This window comes from Rhizobium sp. CCGE 510 (assembly GCF_000292525.1).
Classification (GTDB): Bacteria; Pseudomonadota; Alphaproteobacteria; order Rhizobiales; family Rhizobiaceae; genus Rhizobium.
In genome coordinates, this window is record NZ_AEYF01000044.1 from 275,741 (window position 1) to 297,110 (window position 21,370).

The 21,370-nt window shown below is 59.7% G+C and carries 23 protein-coding genes and 2 tRNA genes; 9 read left to right on the plus strand and 16 right to left on the minus strand.

Annotated features, from left to right (window positions below; genetic code table 11):
- Positions 1-143 precede the first annotated feature (143 nt).
- Complete coding sequence (locus RCCGE510_RS21410) at positions 144-1,232, minus strand: hypothetical protein (RefSeq protein ID WP_037079392.1); 1,089 nt, start codon at positions 1,230-1,232, stop codon at positions 144-146.
- Positions 1,233-1,829: 597 nt separating this feature from the next.
- Between RCCGE510_RS21410 and RCCGE510_RS21415 the strand changes: the two genes are divergently transcribed.
- The 4 genes from RCCGE510_RS21415 to RCCGE510_RS21430 all read left to right on the plus strand — a co-directional run bounded on the left by RCCGE510_RS21415 (position 1,830) and on the right by RCCGE510_RS21430 (position 5,980).
- A complete protein-coding gene (locus tag RCCGE510_RS21415; RefSeq protein WP_007633443.1) occupies positions 1,830-2,402 on the plus strand; it encodes a hypothetical protein in 573 nt (190 codons plus the stop codon).
- Positions 2,403-2,506: 104 nt separating this feature from the next.
- The gene (locus RCCGE510_RS21420; protein ID WP_007633445.1) at positions 2,507-4,234 is read left to right on the plus strand and encodes a type I secretion system permease/ATPase; all 1,728 of its coding nucleotides are present in this window, start codon (positions 2,507-2,509) and stop codon (positions 4,232-4,234) included.
- Between the two features lie 14 nt (positions 4,235-4,248).
- Positions 4,249-5,694, plus strand: coding sequence for an HlyD family type I secretion periplasmic adaptor subunit (locus RCCGE510_RS21425; protein ID WP_007633446.1), 1,446 nt, complete (start codon positions 4,249-4,251; stop codon positions 5,692-5,694).
- A 7-nt stretch (positions 5,695-5,701) separates the two neighbouring features.
- Positions 5,702-5,980 (plus strand): transposase, encoded by a 279-nt coding sequence (locus RCCGE510_RS21430; RefSeq protein WP_007633448.1) that lies wholly within the window; start codon positions 5,702-5,704, stop codon positions 5,978-5,980.
- 79 nt (positions 5,981-6,059) lie between these two features.
- Here RCCGE510_RS21430 and RCCGE510_RS21435 read toward each other — a convergent pair.
- The 10 genes from RCCGE510_RS21435 to RCCGE510_RS21480 all read right to left on the minus strand — a co-directional run bounded on the left by RCCGE510_RS21435 (position 6,060) and on the right by RCCGE510_RS21480 (position 12,030).
- Positions 6,060-6,135: transfer RNA gene (locus RCCGE510_RS21435), tRNA-Phe, on the minus strand.
- Positions 6,136-6,316: 181 nt separating this feature from the next.
- Positions 6,317-6,529 carry a DNA gyrase inhibitor YacG gene (gene yacG, locus RCCGE510_RS21440; protein ID WP_007633450.1) on the minus strand — a complete coding sequence of 71 codons (213 nt, stop codon included), beginning with the start codon at positions 6,527-6,529 and terminating at the stop codon, positions 6,317-6,319.
- A gap of 37 nt (positions 6,530-6,566) precedes the next feature.
- The gene (locus RCCGE510_RS21445) at positions 6,567-7,187 is read right to left on the minus strand and encodes a Maf-like protein (protein WP_007633452.1); all 621 of its coding nucleotides are present in this window, start codon (positions 7,185-7,187) and stop codon (positions 6,567-6,569) included.
- A 55-nt stretch (positions 7,188-7,242) separates the two neighbouring features.
- Positions 7,243-7,461, minus strand: coding sequence for a translation initiation factor IF-1 (gene infA / locus RCCGE510_RS21450; RefSeq protein WP_003545338.1), 219 nt, complete (start codon positions 7,459-7,461; stop codon positions 7,243-7,245).
- 123 nt (positions 7,462-7,584) lie between these two features.
- The gene (locus RCCGE510_RS21455; protein WP_192815335.1) at positions 7,585-8,070 is read right to left on the minus strand and encodes a low molecular weight phosphatase family protein; all 486 of its coding nucleotides are present in this window, start codon (positions 8,068-8,070) and stop codon (positions 7,585-7,587) included.
- Positions 8,067-8,540 (minus strand): UPF0262 family protein, encoded by a 474-nt coding sequence (locus RCCGE510_RS21460; protein WP_007633461.1) that lies wholly within the window; start codon positions 8,538-8,540, stop codon positions 8,067-8,069. The genes RCCGE510_RS21455 and RCCGE510_RS21460 overlap by 4 nt, the downstream gene beginning before the upstream one ends.
- Before the next feature lie 4 nt (positions 8,541-8,544).
- Positions 8,545-9,843 carry a histidinol dehydrogenase gene (gene hisD / locus RCCGE510_RS21465; protein WP_007633463.1) on the minus strand — a complete coding sequence of 433 codons (1,299 nt, stop codon included), beginning with the start codon at positions 9,841-9,843 and terminating at the stop codon, positions 8,545-8,547.
- 67 nt (positions 9,844-9,910) lie between these two features.
- Positions 9,911-10,342, minus strand: a complete 432-nt coding sequence (locus RCCGE510_RS21470) for a DUF2948 family protein (RefSeq protein WP_007633470.1) — start codon at positions 10,340-10,342, stop codon at positions 9,911-9,913.
- Positions 10,343-10,436: 94 nt separating this feature from the next.
- A complete protein-coding gene (murA, locus tag RCCGE510_RS21475) occupies positions 10,437-11,729 on the minus strand; it encodes a UDP-N-acetylglucosamine 1-carboxyvinyltransferase (RefSeq protein ID WP_007633472.1) in 1,293 nt (430 codons plus the stop codon).
- Positions 11,730-11,835: 106 nt separating this feature from the next.
- Positions 11,836-12,030 carry a hypothetical protein gene (locus RCCGE510_RS21480; RefSeq protein ID WP_007633474.1) on the minus strand — a complete coding sequence of 65 codons (195 nt, stop codon included), beginning with the start codon at positions 12,028-12,030 and terminating at the stop codon, positions 11,836-11,838.
- 154 nt (positions 12,031-12,184) lie between these two features.
- Here RCCGE510_RS21480 and RCCGE510_RS21485 point away from each other — a divergent pair.
- A tRNA-Thr gene (locus RCCGE510_RS21485) sits at positions 12,185-12,259 on the plus strand.
- A 77-nt stretch (positions 12,260-12,336) separates the two neighbouring features.
- On the opposite strand, the gene RCCGE510_RS21490 is transcribed toward RCCGE510_RS21485, so the two are convergent.
- Positions 12,337-13,035: a DUF4145 domain-containing protein gene (locus RCCGE510_RS21490; protein WP_157179928.1), complete on the minus strand. Its 699-nt coding sequence runs from the start codon at positions 13,033-13,035 to the stop codon at positions 12,337-12,339.
- A gap of 535 nt (positions 13,036-13,570) precedes the next feature.
- Between RCCGE510_RS21490 and RCCGE510_RS21495 the strand changes: the two genes are divergently transcribed.
- Together RCCGE510_RS21495 and RCCGE510_RS21500 are read left to right on the plus strand one after the other, a co-directional pair.
- Positions 13,571-14,179, plus strand: a complete 609-nt coding sequence (locus RCCGE510_RS21495; protein WP_007633479.1) for a hypothetical protein — start codon at positions 13,571-13,573, stop codon at positions 14,177-14,179.
- A 225-nt stretch (positions 14,180-14,404) separates the two neighbouring features.
- Positions 14,405-14,647 carry a DUF982 domain-containing protein gene (locus RCCGE510_RS21500; RefSeq protein WP_007633480.1) on the plus strand — a complete coding sequence of 81 codons (243 nt, stop codon included), beginning with the start codon at positions 14,405-14,407 and terminating at the stop codon, positions 14,645-14,647.
- Positions 14,648-14,932: 285 nt separating this feature from the next.
- Here RCCGE510_RS21500 and RCCGE510_RS21505 read toward each other — a convergent pair whose 3' ends face one another.
- Entirely contained in the window at positions 14,933-15,193 is a 261-nt protein-coding gene (locus RCCGE510_RS21505; protein WP_037079524.1) for a hypothetical protein, read from the minus strand.
- Between the two features lie 119 nt (positions 15,194-15,312).
- Entirely contained in the window at positions 15,313-15,573 is a 261-nt protein-coding gene (locus RCCGE510_RS21510; protein ID WP_007633482.1) for a BON domain-containing protein, read from the minus strand.
- Positions 15,574-15,751: 178 nt separating this feature from the next.
- On the opposite strand from RCCGE510_RS21510, the gene RCCGE510_RS21515 reads away from it, so the two are divergent.
- Together RCCGE510_RS21515 and RCCGE510_RS21520 are read left to right on the plus strand one after the other, a co-directional pair.
- The gene (locus RCCGE510_RS21515) at positions 15,752-16,018 is read left to right on the plus strand and encodes a hypothetical protein (RefSeq protein ID WP_007633483.1); all 267 of its coding nucleotides are present in this window, start codon (positions 15,752-15,754) and stop codon (positions 16,016-16,018) included.
- A gap of 103 nt (positions 16,019-16,121) precedes the next feature.
- On the plus strand, positions 16,122-18,182 hold the full coding sequence (locus RCCGE510_RS21520) for an ATP-dependent helicase (protein WP_007633484.1): 2,061 nt from the start codon (positions 16,122-16,124) through the stop codon (positions 18,180-18,182).
- A gap of 11 nt (positions 18,183-18,193) precedes the next feature.
- Here the strand turns inward: RCCGE510_RS21520 and RCCGE510_RS21525 are convergent, their stop codons facing one another.
- Together RCCGE510_RS21525 and RCCGE510_RS21530 are read right to left on the minus strand one after the other, a co-directional pair.
- Entirely contained in the window at positions 18,194-19,246 is a 1,053-nt protein-coding gene (locus RCCGE510_RS21525) for an enoyl-CoA hydratase/isomerase family protein (RefSeq protein WP_007633485.1), read from the minus strand.
- 86 nt (positions 19,247-19,332) lie between these two features.
- Positions 19,333-21,294, minus strand: coding sequence for an EAL domain-containing protein (locus RCCGE510_RS21530; protein ID WP_007633486.1), 1,962 nt, complete (start codon positions 21,292-21,294; stop codon positions 19,333-19,335).
- Positions 21,295-21,370: the final 76 nt, after the last annotated feature.

The following is a 21,370-nucleotide window of genomic DNA, read 5'->3' on the forward strand; positions in this document are numbered from 1 at the left end:
GGTTTCGTGCAGTTCAATCTCCGCAATAGAGGTGGGAGTCTATCCGCCATGTCGCGCAACTGTGCAGCGGTTTGACGATAACGACATGCGTCAAAACAGGGACCTAAAGCGCGAAGAGCGAATCTGAAAGACCGCGACGCGCTTTAGCTATGCATGAAGCTCAGAATGTCGTCTACGAGAGCGGAATGGGCGTCGGTGAGGTTACCGTCTCCGCCGTGGCCTGCGATGCCGGCCAGTTGAAGCGCATGCTGATCATAGAGAACATGATCGATCTGTTGTGCGTCCGCCGTCCCACCGGCGGGAACGGCAATGTTGATGGGATGGAAATAGCCGACATTGACGTCGACCATGCTGCCGGTTGACGATCCGTCGCCGCCACCGCCACCGGCATGGTTGCCGGTAAAAATCGTGTCCGACGACAGGTTGAAGCCACCGCCGTTGCCGCCGATGCCGGCGATCTGCACAGTACCCTGATCGAAAATGACATTGTTTGTTTGATGAGCCTCCGCCGAGCCGCCAGCGGCACCGATGGCGATGTTGATCGGCGAGAAGATGGCGATACTCACGTCGACCATGCTGCCGACGAAATATCCATCGCCGCCATGGCCCGCATAAAAGTCGCCGGTCAATGTCAGCGCAGTTCCCGGGCTCATCGACGAGCCATGGCTCGCGACGTTATGGTCTCCGCCCGAGCCGCCCATGCCGCCGATCTGGGTTGCGCCCTGCAGGAACATTGCGTTGTTCGATTGATCGGCGTGAGCCTCGGCGCCGGGGCCTGCAGCCACGGCGGTATTCACGGGGGCAAACAGCGCGACTTCGGTGCTTACGAGTCCACCGTAGAATACGCCATCCCCCCCAGTTCCGGCATGATTGGCGCCATCGCCGCTGCCAATGGCAACATTGCCGCTTCCGCCATTCCCGCCTATCCCAGCCATTTCGGTGGGATGCTGATTGATGAGTGCATCGTTGCCCTGGAAAGCATCGGCGCTCGAATGAGGTCCCGCGATAGCGGCATTGGACGGCATGAAGACGGCCAGTGCATTGCTGCTGATCACGCCTTGGCTTATTCCATCACCGCCGCTGCCGGCTGAATTTGAGCTGGGACCGGAAGCAAGGCCCAATGGAAGCCAGGTCGGCACCAGCGCCAGATGCCCCGCGGCCAGACTGGAGGCGAGGTTTTGATCGGTGCCCGTTTTGGGCGAATCTTCCAAGAAGGGACGAATTTCCGTCATTGCCGTCTCCATCCGCGGTCAACCGCACGTCCGCCAAGCGTGTCGCGCATGTAGCCTGAATTATTCAGCCATTGTGCCTCTGAAGTTAAGAAAAGCAGAGCCTGCAATTCGTCTACATCCCGTCGGCTAGGTCTGTAGCCATTTGGCTGTCATGGCCGTAATGCCCCGTTGTTCGAGTTTGACGGCACCAAAGACCAGACTCCCGCATCTTGCCCCCGTTCTCGCAGCGGGTCATGACTTTCCGCCCCAAACAATCTCCTCAGCCAAGCACAGCCTGGTCAGGACCTGGAATACGGCCGGTTGGCTTCGGCGGCCGTTGCTTTGGGAAAAACGGCGTCGCTTCGACGAGGTTGCAGACATGATCCTGCGCATACCATCCGGCGCAAAATCAGCAAATGCCAATCCAAAACTACGCTCCGCCATCGCCAAGCATACGCCCGAAGGAATGTCGCCGAATATCTAGATAGTGCGCAGATTGAATCGCGGGCAATATTCCCCTGCGGCTGTATTGTCTGGCGGTGACATACTAATACCCACGCCGTAGGGGGAACGCCGTAGAATTAACTCGGACGAAACGAAGTAAAAGGAGTGACTGAAATGCCTATCCCACAGATATCTGACACGATTCACCTCAATCACCCAGATGCAGGTGACGCGAATGCCGGCAACGGCGGTGATGGCCACAATGATGGGAACATCAACTACAACCCGGTTGCCTATGTAGACCCTGTGCAAACGGTCTACGGGGCAGATACCCATCTGCACAACGGCGATCACGTTTGGCAGACGGCAGATTGGGACGCCGGCGGCGGCGGATCCGGTGGCTTCAGCCAGGCCCAGAACGGCTTCCTGGCATCGCTCACCAGCGGCGCCGGCGGCGCGGGGGGAGATTCCACCTCCAATGGCAGTCAAGGAAACTCAAGCGGCCACGATACGGCTGCAGTGGCTGCGGCTACGACCGCGACACAATATACGCAGCTCGTGGCCGATCAGCATGCCACCATTCTCGCAGGCGTCGGCGGTAACGGCGGCAACGGGAACAACGCTCTGGGCGGCGACATCTCGTCAGCATTGGTTCACACCAATCCCGAAACGACGACGGTGAACAATGATCTCGATCATTTCATAAACGCCTTCGGTCATATCGATGTCAGCCATCTTGGCTCATGAACTCATTTCCCTTGAGGGTCGCCCGTTTCGACTGGCGACCCTCAGGGTTACTGAACCTGCCCGCAGCCTCTTCTTGTCAGTATCCAGTGCAGCGAGATCTGACGATGACAACGATTTCGATAAAGCCATCGATAAAGCCATCGCGGCCGCAGACACACCTCGTTGCTGCGCTCCGGGCTTGTGCCGGAGCCTTCGGGTTGGTCTTCCTCTATAGCTGCGGCTATAATCTCTTTCTTCTGACACCTTCCATCTATCTCCTGCAGATCTACGACAGGGTCATGTCGAGCCGAAGTGCCGACACGTTGCTGATGCTGACGATGATCATCGCCGTCGCCGTGTTGGTCGGGTCGATGTTGGACATCGTGCGTAGGGCAGCTCTTTCGCGCATCGGCAGCTGGCTGGATCACAGGCTACGGCCCATGGTGCTGACGGCATCATTCGAATATGCCTCTCTGGCGGATACGGGAGCCGCCACGGAGTGCTACAGGGACCTGGCCACACTACGCCAATTCCTCGATTCACCGGCTAGCGCCCTTTTTTTTGACGTTCCCTGGGCGCCGATATTTCTGCTGCTGCTCTTTCTTGTTCACCCGCTGCTTGGGACGATCGGTCTTCTATGCGCAATTGCTCTTCTGCTGTTCGCGTTCCTGACGGAACTGGCGACGCGAGAGCCGCTTGCCCACGCCAACCTTGCCCTTTCGAGGAGCTATTTCCGATTTGCGACCGCCCTCAAAAACATCGAGGTGATCCGGGCAATGGGCATGCAGGATGGCGCAGCGATGATGGTCTATCGCGATGCGGAGATGGCAAGAAGAACGCAGGACATCGCGATGCATCGCACGGAGATCATTCTTGGATTCTCCAAATCGATCCGCACACTCGCGCAGATCCTCATGATGGGATCCGCTACATGGCTGGTGCTCGAAAACAACGGCAGTCCGGGTATCATCTTCGTTTCGAGCTTGCTGCTCGGGCGCGGGCTTGCACCGATCGAGGGTGCAATAGGTGCATGGCGGTCCTTTACCTTTGCGCGTAGTGCCTTCAGTCGCTTGAACAGAATGCTAATCGCCGTTGCATCGGAACAGGAGGCGCGAATGGTGCCGGTACCGGAACGCAATGGCCTCGTTCTCGATGATGTCAGCTATATCAAGCCATTCGCCGATCGGGCGATATTGACAGGCGTCACGTTGCGCCTCGCGCCCGGCGACTGCATAGCGCTCATCGGTCCGTCGGGATCGGGGAAATCAACTCTCGGTCGCGTCATGGCAGGCGTTGTGCAAGCAACGAGCGGCTGTGCTCTTCTCGGCGGGGTCGATATCTCAGCTCTGCGTCTTTGCGGGGGGACCCGCCACGTCGGATATCTGCCGCAAGACATCGAACTTTTCGGCGGAGCGATCAAGGATGTGATCGGCCGGCTGGACGGAGGAGACCCCGGCAAAGCAATCGACGCCGCGAAGCTGGTTGGATTGCACGACGCGATCATGCGGCTGCCACTGGGCTACGAGACCGATATCGGTGAAGGTGGAAACCTGCTCCTGCGAGCTCAGCGTCAACAGCTGGGACTGGCACGGGCGGCCTATGGGAATCCATCTCTGATCGTTCTCGACGATCCGAATTCGAGCCTGGACTATGACGGCGAACGGATGCTGTTTGCGGCAATCGAGCGCATGAAATCCCGGGGGATGACCGTCGTCATCATAACGCACCGGATGGGGATCCTGCCAGTCACCAACAAGATTGCCATCATGCGTAACGGGACTGTGGCTGCCATCGGCGACAGTGAGCGGATTTATGAAACCTATCTTCAACCACCGTCTCGAACAGGAACGTAGGGAGGGACGCCGCCATGACCCTTGTTCAACTGGACGCAACGCCGGCGAGGCTTTCAAATTCGGCAAGGACGGACCAGCGGTTCGCTCAAAGATCGACAGCGACAGCCAGGCAAAAGACGGTCTATTCGCCGGTGATCGAACAGAAACAGCGCGGACCGGCCCCCTCTTCGCCCATGCCGGGGCTCAGAGGCGTTGTCTGGACGGGTAACCTGTTGATCCTGGTCTTCATCGTCGGATTGGGCATCTGGTCGGTTCTGGCGCCGCTGAAAAGCGCTGCGATCGCATCGGGCGTCATCGAACCGGAGTCCAGCCGCAAGACCATTCAGCATCTGGAAGGCGGAATTGTGCGGCGGATCCTCGTCAGAAATGGCGATGCGGTCATGGCCGGGCAAATCGTGATAGAACTCGACGACACGAAGTCTCGCTCGGAGCGCGACAGCATCCAAGGGCAACTTTGGGACGCCGAAGGAAGCCGCGCCCGCCTGCTTGCGGAGCAGACGGGCGACGACCATGTCGCCTATCCTGAGGATCTCAGGGCAGCAATCGAGAAATATCCTTCGGTCAGCGCGATTCTGATCGGGCAGCAGAAAATCTTCGAAGCCCGTCGCCGGGTCATGCAGGCGGAAATTCAGATCGCCAATGAAAAAATTGCGCAGGTGCGGCAGGAAATCGTCGGACTTGGCGCGCAGAAGACAGCACTGGCCGACAGAGCCGCAATCTCGAGCCAAGAACTGGATCAGGTTACGGTCCTCAACGCCAAGGGACTGGAAACAAGGAGCAGGCTTCTCAACCTCCAGCGCGAAAAAGCAGACCTCGATGGCCAGCAGGGTCAAGTAGAGGCACAGATCTCTCGCGCCTACCAGGTGATCAGCGAGTCACAGGCCGATCTCGCAAAGCTTGAGAGCGACCGGTTGAGCGAAGTCGCCCAGGGCATGCGCGCCACGGAAAGCCAGATCATGCAATTGCGCGAGCGCTTGCGAGCGATCGACGACCAGCTTTCCAGGACCGATATCCGCGCTCCCGAAGACGGAACAATCATGAACCTGCGGATCCACACAGCCGGTGGGGTCGTCGGCGCGGGTGAACCGCTCGTCGATCTTCTGCCGCGCTCCGATCGCCTTATCGTGTCTGTCCACGTCAGGCCGGAAGATATGAATCTCGTTCGTGCGGGGCTCGACGCACAGGTTCACCTCCTTCCATACAATCAGCGGCGCGTTCCACTCCTGAAAGGTCGGGTCGAGTATGTATCGGCGGACCGTCTCACCGATGCGGCGAGCGGCCAGCCCTACTATGCCGCGACAATCCGCGTAACGGACGAGCGGTTGGCGAAAATGAAAGATGTCGAAATGGTCGCCGGCATGCCCGCACAGACACTGATCGAGACCGGCAAAAGCAGTGTGGCACTCTATGCAGTCAGACCTCTTCTCGACAGTTTCAACAGAGCATTTCGTGAGGACTAAAGCGGTGATGGGCAAGAGAAAATTCGACGACAACCAGATTACGGTCATTCTGAAGGAGCACCAGTCCGGAGTGACGGTGGCAGATGTTTGCCACAAGCACGGCATCAGCGAGCCGACCTTCTATCGATGGCAATCCCTGCAGTTCGGAAATATCGGTCTCGATGCCAGAAGGGTGAGAGCGCTGGAGGAAGAGAACCAGAAGCTCAAGAAGCTTTTGGCCGGAGCCATGCTCTCGGCGGCAACGCTGAGCGAGATGCTGGCGAAGACATCGAAAGGGCGGCACTAAGCTGTCAGCAGAGGTGGTTTGTTGACTGCCTACTGGCCCGCTATCCAATGCTGTGCATGGAGATTTCTAGCGGATTGAGTGGTGCCCAGGACCGGAATCGAACCAGTGACACGCGGATTTTCAATCCGCTGCTCTACCAACTGAGCTACCTGGGCTAACCAGCTTCCGATGGACCTTTTTTAGAAAAAGAACCGCGGGGCCTTGGTTCACCCCGGAAGCGAGCGGGGTTATAGCATCTTGTTCGGCCATGGCAAGCGGTCAAATGACTCTTTTTTGACGGTCTTGCCGGTTTTGCCGATTCATGAGGAAAAATAAGAGCTTCGCCGACGGAATTCCCTAGTTTTCCTCATCGGGATAATCGGCCTTGGACTCGTCATCGGCAACGGGAATGGCATAGGCGCCGGTCAGCCAGCGGGAAAGATCGACCTCGCGGCAGCGATTGGAGCAGAAGGGGTAATGTTCGCGGTGGGAGGGTTTGCCGCATTCGGGGCAAGGGCGCGCCTTGCGCAGCGGTTCGACCTTGGCGGCGGCTTTGTTGTCTTCGGGCATGATCGGTCCGTCCTAATTCAGGAATTGGCCGCGGGCTTTAGCCCTCGGGCCACCGGCTATGCACATCGAAGCCTTCGCCGGTCAGAAGCACAATGGTTTCATAAAGCGGCAGGCCGACGACATTGGTGTAGGAGCCCACCATCTTCTGCACGAAAGTGCCGGCAAGGCCCTGGATGCCGTAGGCGCCTGCCTTGCCGCGCCACTGGCCGGAGGCCAGGTAGTTCTCGATCTCGAAACCGGAGAGACGCTTGAAACGCACCTTGGTCTCGACGATCTTCTGACGGATCTTGCGATCCGGCGTCACCAGGCAAACGCCGGTATAGACGAGATGGTTGCGTCCCGACAAGAGATGCAGCGAACTCAACGCCTCGTCGGCAAACTCGGCCTTGCCGAGAATGCGCCGGCCGACGGCGACTACCGTATCGGCAGCGAGGATATAGCTGCCCTTCCAGGTGATATCGCCCTTGATGGCGGCGAGTGCTGCCTCGGCCTTCTCGGCCGAAAGCCTACGGGCGAGCGAACGCGGATGCTCCGACTTCTTCGGCGCCTCGTCGATATCCATCGGCATCAGGCGCGCGGGCTCGATGCCGGCCTGGTTGAGCAGGTCGACGCGACGGGGCGAGCCCGAGGCCAGAATGAGCTTGTATTTCAGCGCCATGGAACCTCGACCATCGGCATACGGGGGAAAACCCCTTGCAAGACCTTTGGCAAATTTACTTGAAACGGTAGGTGATGCGGCCCTTGGTCAGATCGTAGGGCGTCATTTCCACAAGCACCTTGTCGCCGGCGAGAACGCGGATGCGGTTCTTGCGCATGCGGCCGGCAGTATGGGCGATGATCTCGTGTTCGTTTTCGAGCTTCACGCGGAACGTCGCATTCGGCAGAAGTTCGGTGACGATACCGGGGAATTCGAGGACTTCTTCTTTCGGCATATAAGTGTTTTCTTCCTGTGGGTTGAATAGGCAGCGCAGCGCGCGCCTTTAAAATTTGGGCGGAAACTACACAATCAACGCAGGTTTGTGAACCTTGTTGAACGGCCTTTCCTTTATTTGTTTTCATGCCGTTTGCGCGGCAATGCCATTTCGTTTGAGCAGCCGGCTTTCGATGAGACCGGCCAAGTGATCGCGGACCTCGCGGTAGCTCTCCAGAATCTGCTCGCGCGTTCCGCTGACAACCGTCGGATCCATGGTCGGCCAATAGACGACATCGATTGCATTCGACCGCGTCAGCTCGAGCGCGGCATGATGGGCCGGCGGCGACAGCGTGATGATCAGATCGAAATAATCGTCTTCGAGCTCTTCCAGAGTCTGCGGCAGGCGGCGCCCGAGGGAAAGCCCGATCTCCTCAAGCACGACATCGACGAAAGGATCGCGCTCGCCGGCGCGCACACCGGCCGACCTGATATAGGTATTACCGGGCAGGATACTACGGGCGATCGCTTCGGCCATTGGCGAGCGGATGGAATTCATCCCGCACATGAAGAGGATGGCGCCCGGCCTCTTTCCCTCCTCGATATCGGCGGCGCGATCCATTGCCGTCATCCGCGCCAGTAGAGCACACAGACCAGGGTGAACAGGCGCCGGGCGGTGTCGAAATCGACCTCTATCTTGCCGGTCAGCCTATCCTTCAGCGTCTGCGAACCTTCATTGTGGATGCCGCGCCGGCCCATGTCGATCGCCTCGATGCGGCTCGGCGTCGATGAACGGATCGCTTCGTAATAGCTCTCGCAGATCATGAAGTAATCCTTGACGATTCGCCGGAAGGGCGTGAGCGACAGGATATGGGTGGCGACGGCGCCCCCTTCTTCGGTGGTGACGGCGAAAACCAGTTTCGAATCGACCAACGAGATGTTCAGCCGATAGGGCCCGCCGGAATGGCCGAGCGGGGCAAAACTGTTCTCCTCGATCAGGTCGAAGATGGCGACGGCGCGTTCATGCTCGACATCGGGCGTCGAACGGCCGATCGTATCGTCAAGGACGACGTCGCAAAGCCGGAAATCGCCCTTCGCCATGCCCTCACCTTTCGAGGTTGAGGCGGATCGCGACCGATCGCGCATGGGCATCGAGGCCTTCGGAGACGGCAAGGGCGATCGCCGCCGGGCCGAGGGTGCGCAGCTGCTGCGGGCCGAGACGCAGGATCGAGGTGCGTTTGACGAAATCGAGCACCGAAAGGCCGGAGGAGAAGCGCGCCGAGCGCGCCGTCGGCAGCACATGGTTCGAACCGCCGACATAATCGCCGATCACCTCGGGCGTATGGGCGCCGATGAAAATCGCGCCGGCATTGCGAATGCCGTCGAGCAGCCGGTCCGGATCGGCGACGGCGAGTTCGAGATGCTCGGCAGCGATGCGGTTCGCCAGGGGAATGGCCTGTTTCAGATCGGCAACGAGGATGACCGCACCGAAATCGCGCCAGCTTGCCGCCGCCGTCTCGGCGCGGTTCAGCGTCATCAGCTGACGTTCGACCGCCTGCTCCACCGCCTTGCCGAAGTCGGCATCGTCGGTGATCAGGATCGCCTGGGCGCTGACATCGTGCTCGGCCTGCGCCAGGAGGTCGGCGGCGATCCAATCCGGATTATTGTCCTTGTCGGCAATCACCAGCACCTCGGAGGGGCCGGCGATCATATCGATACCGACGGTGCCGAAGACATGGCGCTTGGCAGCTGCGACGTAGGCATTGCCGGGGCCGGTGATCTTGGCGACCGGGGCGATGGTCTCGGTCCCATAGGCCAGAGCCGCGATCGCCTGGGCGCCGCCGACACGATAAACTTCGGTCACACCGACAAGCTTGGCGGCGGCAAGTACCGCCGGATTGACCGTGCCGCCGGTGGCAGGAACGGCGATGACGATACGATCGACGCCGGCGACCTTGGCCGGCACGGCATTCATCAGCACCGAACTCGGATAACTCGCAGTGCCGCCCGGAACATAGAGCCCGACCGCTTCGATCGCCGTCCAGCGCGAGCCGAGACCGACGCCGAGGTCGTCCTCGTAGATATCGTCCTTCGGCAGCTGCCGGCGATGATGGGATTCGATGCGCAGTGCCGCGAGCTTCAGTGCACCCAGCACCTCAGACGGCACCGCCTCGACGGCGGCGTCGAACTCCTCAGGCGTGACACGCATCGGAACAGTGGCGAAATCGATGCCGTCGAACTTCTGCGAGTATTCGGCCAGCGCCACATCGCCGCGCGCCCTGACATCATCGATGATGGCGCGAACGACGATGTTCACATCCTCGGAGACTTCACGCTTCGTCGTCAGAAAGGCGGCGAAAAGCTGCTCGAAACCTTCCGATGCCTGATCCAGCCAGATTGCCAAGGCCGATATTCCTTCTCAACTCGAAACTGCGATGTTCAAACTGCAAGCGTCAGAGGCGTCAGCGACGTCAGAGATGACGAGGCTTTGACGAAGCCTCCCAGGCACCGCCGATATCAGCGAGCTGCACCTCGATGCATTCGACATCGAGCGCAATCGAGGCGGTGCCGGACAGCGACAGCTCGATCGTACCCTCTGGTCCGTCGCCCGTCTTATCGAAACGCAACGCCAGCAAAGACAGCACTTCGTCGCGTTTGCCACGATCGATGCCGAGCGAGCGAACGGCCAGCACCCGCTTGAACACCAGGGCAGCCCGGCGGCGCTCGAACCCCTTGCGCTTGCGCTCGGCACCTTCCCAGACGAAACGATTGACGGCAAGGGCGAACTGCGCGTCGCGCGGCGACCAGTCGATGTCGCCGACTTTGAAGACGCTGTCCTGCATATGCGCGGAAATGATCGCGAGGTCCTCGTCATCGAGCGCAACAAGCTTCAGGTCGGTCATTCAGTCTTACCCCAGCAGGCACCGCCGGAATGGCGATGCGTAGACAAGGGAAATAAGACGCTGCGGGCAATTACGCAACCGGGATAAGGGCGGCTTACTCGCTGATGCGCTCGACGACGGCGCCGCAGCGGGTCAGCTTCTCCTCCAGCCGCTCGAAACCGCGGTCGAGGTGATAGACGCGAGAGACCGTGGTTTCACCCTCGGCGGCAAGGCCGGCGATGACGAGTGAGACGGAGGCGCGCAGATCGGTCGCCATGACGGGCGCGCCGCGCAGGCGCTGGACACCCTCGATCTTCGCCGTCTGGCCGGACAGCGTGATCCTGGCGCCGAGGCGGGCAAGCTCCTGCACATGCATGAAGCGGTTTTCGAAGATGGTCTCGGTGACATGCGAGACGCCGGACGATCGGGTCATCAGCGCCATGAACTGCGCCTGCAGATCTGTGGGGAAACCCGGGAAGGGATCGGTGACGATATCGACCGGCCTAATGCCGGCGCCGTTGCGCTTGATGCGCATGCCGTTGTTGGTCGATGAGATGTCCGCGCCGGCGCGTCGCAGCGTTTCCAGCGCGGTTTCGAGCAGCGCCATATCGGTATTTTCGAGCACGACGTCACCGCCGGCCATGGCGACGGCCATGGCATAGGTGCCGGTCTCGATACGATCCGGCAGCACCCGGTGGCGGGCGCCGGAGAGCGAGGTGACGCCTTCGATGGTGATCGTCGCAGTCCCGGCGCCGGTGATCTTGGCGCCCATGGCGTTCAGGCAGTTGGCGAGATCGACGACCTCAGGCTCGCGGGCGGCATTGCCGATGACGGTGGTGCCGCGAGCAAGCGTTGCCGCCATCATCATCACATGGGTAGCGCCGACCGAGACCTTCGGGAAGGTGTAGCGCGCGCCGATCAGGCCGCCATTCGGCGCCTTGGCGTTTATATAGCCGGCCTCGATCTCCATGGACGCACCGAGCGCGGTCAGGCCGTCGATGAAAAGATCGACGGGGCGCGTGCCGATGGCACAGCCGCCCGGCAGCGACACACGGCAATGGCCTTCACGCGCCAGCAGCGGGCCAATGACCCAGAAAGAGGCACGCATCTTCGAGACCAGTTCATAGGATGCCGTGGTATCGACGATGGTGCGGCAGGTGAAATGGATGGTGCGCGAATAGGAATCTTCCTGGCGCTCGCGGCGGCCATTGACGGCGACATCGACGCCGTGATTGCCGAGGATGCGCATCAGCAGTTCGACATCGGCCAGATGCGGCACGTTTTCGAGCGTCAGCGTATCGCTGGTCAGAAGCGAGGCGATCATCAGCGGCAGTGCCGCATTCTTGGCGCCGGAAATCGGAATGATGCCATTCAGCTCATTACCGCCAACGATTCTGATACGATCCATGTGCGCTTACGGGCCGCGCCCGCCTTTCCTGAAAGTACTGCCTTGGGATAGGAGTGGGGTGTTTAAGGGATTTTTCGCGACGCTTCAATTCGCCGCGGACGGAACATTACGATTCGTCCATTTTTGCGGCAGGCAGTCCATTTGTTTCGTCAGCTTGCCCGGAACGGCGGGCGCGCACCTGCTGTTTGCGTTTCGAAAGATTTTCCCTGAGCTTCTCGGCGGCGCGCTCGCGGCGCAGTTTCGCCTGCGTCTCGATCGCTTGCTTGCGGCTCTGCTGGCCGGTTTCGGTCTTGTCGTTCATGTGACAGGATTAGCCGAATTCGCGCCGATCCAAAAGGCCCTTGCATCCCAATCCACGCAAAGTTGGAATTTGCTGCTTGCGCTTGCCGCCAAGCTGTGGCAATAGCCGCCCCGTTCCCGCGATTTGAGCCACGGCTCGCACGGGTCCTGGTCCTGCTGCCGTAGCTCAGTGGTAGAGCACACCCTTGGTAAGGGTGAGGTCGGTGGTTCAATCCCACTCGGCAGCACCAGTTTTCTTTCGTAAATCATTCACCTACAGCTCACTCAACCTCCATGGTCGGCACGACAGCTGGCGGCGTCGTTGATATCACTCCTCAATGCCTTCAACGGTGGACTTTCCGGCCTCCTTGGCATCCTTTTGAGCTTGGCGCTTTTCCCTGAAAATTTGCTGTAGGGCCTCTTTATTTTTAGCCCGCTTCTCCTTGGCGGCATACCACTCCGCAAAAAGCGTTTCGATCAGCTCGATTAGCGATCGAGCCTCTTGCGGAGACACATCAATAATCTGGTCGACGTTCTTATCCATATGAGCGCCAATATCACCAACGCTTCGCAATGTTTGAATATCTTCCCACAAGTCCGGGTCGATGCGATCTTTTACGAAAGAGAGTTCGGCGCCTAAGTTTCCTCTTTTCTCTTGAGGAATATTAAAAAAGTTGCGAACGATGCCCTGAAGGCAGCGGCGAGCCATCGCGGCCGCCGCGCGCCCGCTGATTTCCGATATTAACACTGCTTCTTCGTAGGTGATCCGAATTTCATCCGGTACCGACGCCGGCAGCGGCATGACTCGTGCTTCAGGGAGCAGCCGTTTATGCCACCGTACGTCCTCCATATTGATTTCCGTGGTACTGCTCCCGCCGGAAGGTCCAACATGACCTACACTTTTTACGCCAGCAATATGCATATCGACCGTCAGACCACGGCACTCATCATTGGGGCAGTTCATTGATGTGATACGGACTTTAAGAGCGCCGTGCTTAGAGCGACTATTGATAAAACCATCGCTCATCAGCAGGTTTTCTTTTGTCAGAGTTGAGAAATATCCACAGTTAGGGCATCGCCAGTTTTGTGACATCTTAGTCCCGCAGCGGTTGGATCTAAATTGATGCTATCCTTCATAAACATCATGACGTTAGTCAAATGGACGAGTGTTTAAGCAGAGCGCCAAACCATTCGCACCAGACGGACGAAACTGAATAATATTGCACCGCCACCTTTGATTATTACCCTAATTGCAACAGCTAAATATCCTTGATAGAATATTATTCTGCGCTTACTAAAGAATTATTGACGCTCCGCGGAGAAAAAATACCTTCGTTATGCACTATTGTCCTTATATCATCTGCAAACTTATCATCTTTCTCCGAAATTATATTTTCAATTGGCATCGCCGCTCCTCAATCAAAGAGCAATAATCGTTTTCGGCGACAACTTGCACGGCGTTCCCACCGAAATATCGCCTGAAAAATGTGAGTGATACACAGTTTAAATCGAGTTTCTATTTTTGTCAGCCATCGGTAGTTTTGTTGCTGTGAAATTTGGGCTTGGAGCGCAACAAGAAGGTCGAATTGCTTTTTAGAGCAGAAAATGAATTGAACGCTGCTCAGGCAAAATTAGCAGAACTTAAAGCTAGCACACGCTTTTCGGAGGCCGATCGACTTTGGTCGGAAATTCTTACGAACCTTCAACGATTTTATACGCGCTTGCAGCAAGCGTCCAAGGATGGGGCCAAGACCGAGGCTTGGTTTGGCCGGATCAAGAAAAAGCGTTCAGTTGACCCGCTCTTGCTCTACCTCCAGCAAGCGCGGCACGCGGACGAGCATCTGGAACTTCAAGTCACAGAGACTGTCATCGACACCCTTATCTATTCAAAACCGTACGACCCAGCTGTGGGAATGAAGAGCTTTGAAATACCGGAAACGTCGATCACTATTTCGCTAGATGAAGCGAAACTCGTGAACGTTGAGCCCCATACAAAGGTTGAAGTAAAGGGAAAATTTCGCCTGGTGCCAGTTACCAACAGGGGTGTGAAATATCCGGTTCCGGCCGAGCATAACGGGATTATTATGGATCTTTTCGACCCCGTTAATGCTGGAGGCCATGCAATTGGCTACCTTCGATCTACCCTCGAGGAAGCCACCACATTTCTATAGCACCGGTTTTCCTGGCGGGCAGAAACCTAACAGCCGATCATACAGCCTTGTCTCGATTGCTTCGATCCCTCCCCGCAGGCTGACATCTCGCCTCGCCAGCAACAAACGATTCACCATTGTTGGCCGTGAAAATCACGCTAGAATGGCGATCGTGGTGGCGTCTTCACGGAGGTATATGGAGGCGCTGCATCTTTTGTTTCTGTCGACAATCGTGGAGGAGCATTGATGGCAACTGAAAGATGGAACAGCCCGGTCAAGGTCGGTTTTGAAAATGCCGACGCGCGAACGGTCAACGGGCCGTTCGATGCGCTGAAATGCCTGGCGGATTTCTGGCCGAACTTGCGCGGTCTCCGTTATATCAAGGCGCGCAGTACCTGCCGGGCAGCACTCGATGGGCGCAAGAGCGTGGAAGAGGCGAGAGCCGAATTCCTGGCGGCGGCCGAAGAGGCGAAGCTGAAGCTGCATTAACGCGCGGCGCGTTCGACAGGACGCACAAAGGCGCTTGACACGTTGAACTGATATTTCGGTCAGCATTGCCGATGCTATCGGTTTTTTCCTAAACGAAACGTGCCAGGACGGTACAAGGCTTAATTTACTTAACCCTGCAGCGAACCTGTGGCGGGTTTTGGTGCAATGGGCGTTGCGCCCGGGTCGGGTGTTTTCATAGAAGACGCATAGCCATCATGATGATGGTCAGAGGCTCGTCACCTCTGCGGGAACGCAGGCGAGCCTCGTCCGAGCAGGACTGGATTTTCAGCAGTCCGCGCCGCCCTCATTCCCGACCTCGATATAACCGACGCCGATGATCGTGCCATCGCCCGCGCGGATGAAAGAGGGGAGATAATGCGGTTCGGCCGGCGTGCAGGCGACGGGCCCGGTATATTCGTTGAGGGCAATCTGGTCTTTCGGCAGTGCGGAATAATTGGTGCCGGTTTCCAGCGAGGCATAGGCGGAACCGGCAAAGACAGCGGTTGATATCAAGGTGATTGCCGAGAGGCGAGGAAGCGACTGCATGAGGGTCTCCAGCGTTTCGATCCGGCATTTCAACACGCGGGAGAGCACTTGGTTCCCTTCGTGTGCGGTGAGGATATAGGTGAGCACCGTCGCGGCTCAGCTTCTGATTTGCAGGCGTTTCAGCGCCGGAGAAGACGGCTGCGCACATAGCCTCGGCCGACGACGCTCTCGGAGATCTCGACCGCCCGCTCGACGTCGCCCCGTCGGCGCACGAAACCTTCCAGGATGACGTATGAGCCGGATATGCCGACGATGATTTCCCCGGCGTCGATATCGCCGGCCGCATGAAGGGCGCTCTCCACCGAAGCACGGGTCGCCGCATCGCTGTGGCCCTGCCGGATGGATTCCTCATGGTCTATGAATGCTGGAAAGCCGAGCACCGTGAACGTTTCCTAATGTTGGTTGATGTCTGTCAACGCCGCAGCGACGTATTTCGTTGCGTCCCCCGGAAAAGAAGAGCCTGCTCGACAGTGATACTTGCGCGGTGGCATGGGCTACCCTTGGCGAAAGGCGCCGCGGCTTCCATATCTCGCTGCAGTCGAAAGAGGGATGATGACGATGAAAGCGCTTCTGCCCGCCTTGTTTGCCGCGGCTTTGCTTGCCGGCTGCTCCTCGGCCGATACGCCGGCGCTGGACGCCATTCCCGGCAGCATTACCTATGGCGGCCAGCCGCGAACGAAGCTCACCAAGTCGCCGGTCGGCAGCGCCGTTTACAACCAGTTCTACAACGGGACGGGCCAGCGCGTGGAGGAAACCTATATTCTTCAGCCCGACCGCAGCCTGAAGCTGGTGCGGCGCGTGATCGGACCGGATTTCCCTGATTGACGTTGCGTTGGAGCCGCAGGCTTGACAGCGGCAGCAATCGCGAACATTCAAGGAACATCTAATTTTCCGCAGTGATTCTGCGAGAGCCCGACCGGACGGCTGGATGTATCTCGAAAAGCTCAATCCCCAGCAGCGCATGGCCGTCGAGCACGGCACGCTCACCGACGGCAGTCATATTGCCGGGCCGCTGCTGGTGATTGCCGGCGCCGGCTCCGGCAAGACCAATACGCTGGCGCATCGGGTTGCTCATCTGATCGTCAAGGGCGCCGATCCGCGCCGCATCCTGCTAATGACCTTCTCGCGCCGGGCCGCCGCCGAGATGATGCGGCGTGTCGAGCGCATCTGCCGTGACGTGCTGGGCTCGAATGCCGGCGTCATGGCCGATGCGCTGTCCTGGTCCGGCACCTTCCACGGCATCGGCGCGCGGCTGTTGCGCGACTATGCCCAACAGATCGGCCTCGATGCCGATTTCACCATCCATGACCGCGAAGACAGCGCCGATCTGATGAACCTGATCCGGCACGATCTCGGTTTCTCCAAAACGGAAAGCCGGTTTCCGACCAAGGGCACTTGCCTTGCGATTTATTCCCGGGCGGTGAATTCGGAAACCGCGCTGGACGAGGTGCTGCGCGACGCCTTTCCCTGGTGCGCGGCCTGGGAGAAACAGCTGCGCGAGCTTTTCGCCTGTTATGTCGAGGCGAAGCAGAGCCAGAACGTGCTCGATTACGACGACCTGCTGCTCTACTGGGCGCAGATGGTCGGCGAGAGCGTAATTGCCGAGGATATCGGCAGCCGTTTCGACCACGTGCTGGTCGACGAGTATCAGGACACCAACCGGCTGCAGGCCTCGATCCTGCTGGCGCTGAAACCCGGCGGCCAGGGGCTGACCGTCGTCGGCGACGATGCACAGTCGATCTATTCGTTCCGTGCCGCGACGGTGCGCAACATCCTCGATTTTCCCGCCGCCTTCAGCCCGGCCGCCAATATCGTCACCCTCGACCGCAATTACCGTTCGACGCAGCCGATACTTGCGGCAGCCAACGCTGTCATCGATCTCGCCTCGGAGCGCTTCACCAAGAACCTGTGGACCGAGCGGCAATCCTCCGAGCGGCCGCGTCTGGTTTCGGTGCGCGACGAGGCCGACCAGGCGCGCTATGTCGCCGACATGGTGCTCGACAACCGCGAGGAAGGCCTGACGCTGAAGCAGCAGGCCGTGCTGTTCCGCGCCTCGCACCATAGCGGGCCGCTGGAGGTCGAGCTAACTCGGCGCAACATTCCCTTCGTCAAGTTTGGCGGGCTGAAATTTCTCGACAGCGCCCATGTCAAGGACATGCTGGCCGCTCTGCGCTTCGCGCAGAACCCGCGCGACCGGGTGGCGGGCTTCCGGCTGATGCAGATCCTGCCGGGCGTCGGGCCGTCGACGGCGCAGAAGGCGCTTGACCTGATGGCCGAGGATGCGAGCCCGATATCGGCGCTCGCCGCCATGCCGGCGCCGCCGCGCTCCGGTGAGGACTGGACGTCCTTCGTTTCGACGCTGCAGGAGCTGAAATCAGGCAAGGCCGGCTGGCCGGCGGAAATCGGCTTGGCGCGGCAATGGTACGCGCCGCATCTGGAACGGCTGCACGAGGACGCAGCGACCCGGCAGGCCGATCTGCTGCAGCTCGAGCAGATCGCCGGCGGTTATGCCTCGCGCGAGCGTTTTCTCACCGAGCTCACGCTCGATCCACCGGATGCGACCAGCGACCAGGCCGGCGTGCCGCTGCTCGACGAGGACTATCTCATCCTTTCCACGATCCATTCCGCCAAAGGCCAGGAATGGACGAAAGTCTTCATGCTGAATGTCGTCGACGGCTGCATTCCGAGCGATCTCGCCGTCGGCGCCACGGCCGAAATCGAGGAGGAACGCCGGCTGCTCTATGTCGCGATGACCCGCGCCCGGGACGGTCTCGACCTCGTCGTGCCGCAACGCTTCTTCACCTATGGGCAGAACGCGCAGGGCGACCGGCACGTCTACGCCTCCCGCAGCCGCTTCATTCCGGTAACCCTGCTGCAGTTCTTCGAGGCCTGCAGCTGGCCGCAGGTGAAATCGGAGACCGCCGCGCAAGCCCACGTGCGGCAGATGCGCATCGATGTCGGCGCCCGCATGCGCGGCATGTGGCGATAACTGGATGGCATTCAGAGTGAAAGCGGCGGCTCGGCCGGTTTCAGGAAATGCTCGACCCTTGCGGGCTCCACGGCCTCGACTGACGCCGGCGACCATTGCGGGTTGCGGTCCTTGTCGATGACGGCGGCGCGGATGCCCTCGAAGAAATCGGGGTTATCAAGCATCTGCAGACAGGCACCGAGTTCGCGGCCGAGGCATTCGGCAAGCGAGGCGCTGCGGCGGCCGGCTCTCAGCAGCGCCAAAGCGAGCTTCAGACTGGTCGGTGAACGCGTCAGCAGCACCCGGCGCGTCTCGGCGGCGAAGTCGCCCTCTTCCCCGGCCAGTGCTGCCAGGATCTCCTCAACGCTGGCGAAACGAAATGCGCGGTCGATCACCGACGCGTTCTGCCGCAGCCGGCTTTCTCCCTGAGGCTCCGAAAGTCCCTGCAGCACCGCATCGACATCGCTGGATGAACTGCCGCGCGGCAGGGCGGACAGAGTATCAATCACCGCGCCGAGCCGCGACGACGCGATCTGCAGATCGGCAAGGCCGGCGTGGATCGCGTCGGCGGCACCGATATCGAGCCCGGTCAGGCCGAGCCATGTTCCGGCTTCGCCGGGGGCGCGCGGCAGCAGCCAGGTGGCGCCGACATCCGGGACATAGCCGATGCCGGTTTCGGGCATGGCCAGCCGCGTGCGCTCGGTGACGATGCGGTGGCGACCGTGCGACGCCAGGCCGACGCCGCCGCCCATGGTGATGCCGTCCATCAATGCGACATAGGGTTTGGGGTAGGAAGCAATAATATGGTTGAGGCGGAATTCCTCGCGCCAGAAGGCTTCAGCGAGACCGTCGCCGGCGCGGGCGCTTTCATGCAGGGCGCGGATATCGCCGCCGGCGCAGAAACCGCGTTCGCCCTCGCCCATCGCCACGACACTTGCCACCTCGGAATCGCCGGCGAAAGCGTGCAGCGCCTCGGTAATCCCGCGGATCATCGGCAGCGTCAGGCTGTTCAGCGCCCGCGGTCGGTTGAGCCGGATGATGGCAGCGGTGCCCCGCCGTTCGATGATGACTTCGCCGTCCTGCATGGTTCACCCCATTGCTAGAGCGTTGGAATTGCTCTGTGCCATGAATAAACGACGATGCGACATCGCTCCAGTCGATTTAAGTCGGCTCAGGCAGACAGCGAATTGCGGGCGGAGGCTGCGGCTTCGCAGCGGGCGGCGTAATCGATGGCAAGTTCCAGCGGCAGCGGCCGCGAGAAATGATAGCCCTGCGCCAGGCGAACGCCCGCCGCCTTCAAGCCCTCGGCGATCGCCTCGCTCTCGACGCCTTCGGCAACGGAGGCAATGCCGAGATTCTGGCAGAGATTGGCGACCGAGCGAGTGATGTTCATGCAACGGGCGTCGCGATCAAAATTCATCACGAAGGCCTTGTCGATCTTCAGCTTGTCGAAGCCGAGACGGTGGATATGGCTGAGGCTGGAATAGCCGGTGCCGAAATCGTCGAGCGCGATCGAGATGCCGGCAGCGCGCAGCATTGAGATGACTTGGTCGGCGGTGTCGAAATCGGAGAGCAGCGCCGTCTCGGTGATCTCGAATTCGATGCGCCGGGGATCGATGCCGGAGCGGGTGATCATGCCCAGCAGCGCCATCGATGTCTCATGGTCGCAGATATCGCGCGCCGAGAGATTGAAGGAGAGCCTGAGATGGCGTGGAATGATCGCCAGCGCTTCGAGCGCCCTGGCGAAAAGAATGCGGGTCATCCGGCCGATGACCGCCGTGCGCTCGGCAGCGGGAATGAAGGCATCTGGACTGATGCGGCCGAAGCGGGCGCTATCCCAGCGGGCAAGCGCCTCATAACCGACGACGCGGCCGCTCTTCAATTCGACGATCGGCTGATATTCGAGTTTCAATTCGCTGGCAAAATCATTCGCCTGCAGCTCGAGTTCGATCAGGTGGCGCTGCGTCAGGATCTTCTCGTGCTCGGCCGAGAAGAATTCGACGCCGCTGCTGCGCTTGCTCTTGACCTGGTAGAGGGCAAAATCGGCTTTCTCGTAGAGATCCTCGGCGGTGTATCTGCCGATCTCGGGATAGACGATGCCGCAGGAGCCGAAAACGCGGACCGAACCGTCGGGGATTTCGTAGGGATCGCGGACGACGGCGCAGAGCGCCTGGCCGAGATCGGCAATCGCCTGGCGGGTCATCGAACAGGGGAAGATGATACCGAACTCGTCGCCGCCGAGACGGGAGACGATGCCCTCTTCGCCGACCAGCGCGACGAAGCGGCGCGCGGTCTCCCTGAGCACGAGATCGCCGGCGGCATGGCCGAAGACATCATTGACCGGCTTGAAACCGTCGAGATCGAGAATGCCAAGGACGGGCGGCGCGGCCGGATCCTTCTGCAGCCGCTTTTCCAGCGAGAGAAAGAAGCTGCGGCGGTTGGCAAGGCCGGTCAGCTGGTCATGCAGCGCGTTGCGGCTGTTGACGAGATTCAGCTCCTCGGCTTCCGCCTGCTTCTGCTTCAGTTCCTCGGTCAATTGCACCAGGCCGACGAAATTCTGGAAATAACTGTTGATCACCCTGAGGAAGGGCAGGATCAGGAAGAGACCGCTGACGGCGGTCGCGACGAATACGGGATTGCCCGAGAACATGAAGGTCGCGACCATGGCCGAGAAGGTGATCACAGTGGTGAGCGCGGCCGCCATCGGCAGATGCATCAGGCAGAATATGCAGGAAATGCCGGTGACGACGAGGAAGTAGGCGATCTGGCCCTGCTGCGAAGCATCGCCATATTGATAAAGCGCGATCGCCCAGCTGCCGAAAGCAATCGCGAGGATGGCGGCGCCCGATATGGTGAGCTTCATCAGTCTGAAGGCCCGCTCGGGCGTGACGTTTTCCTTACCCCTAGTCTCCCACCAGCAGAGACGGAAGACGCAGACGATGCTCAAGGCGACGGGAATATAGAGCGAGAGCCAGAGTGGCGCGGATTCGAGATGGGTTATCGCCACCGCAAGGGCGTTGATGACCAGTAGGATATAGAGAATGGGGATCTGCGACGACAGGGCCCGGAACTGCGCCGTCAGAAGCGTGGGATTGTCTTTTTGCAGCTGCAATGAGGCCAGAAAGTTCTTCATCTTCCCTTTTCCGTCGGCCGGAGCCAGCCAGAGAAAGCTTGATCATTCCTTATTCACGTGACGGCATGCAGGCACG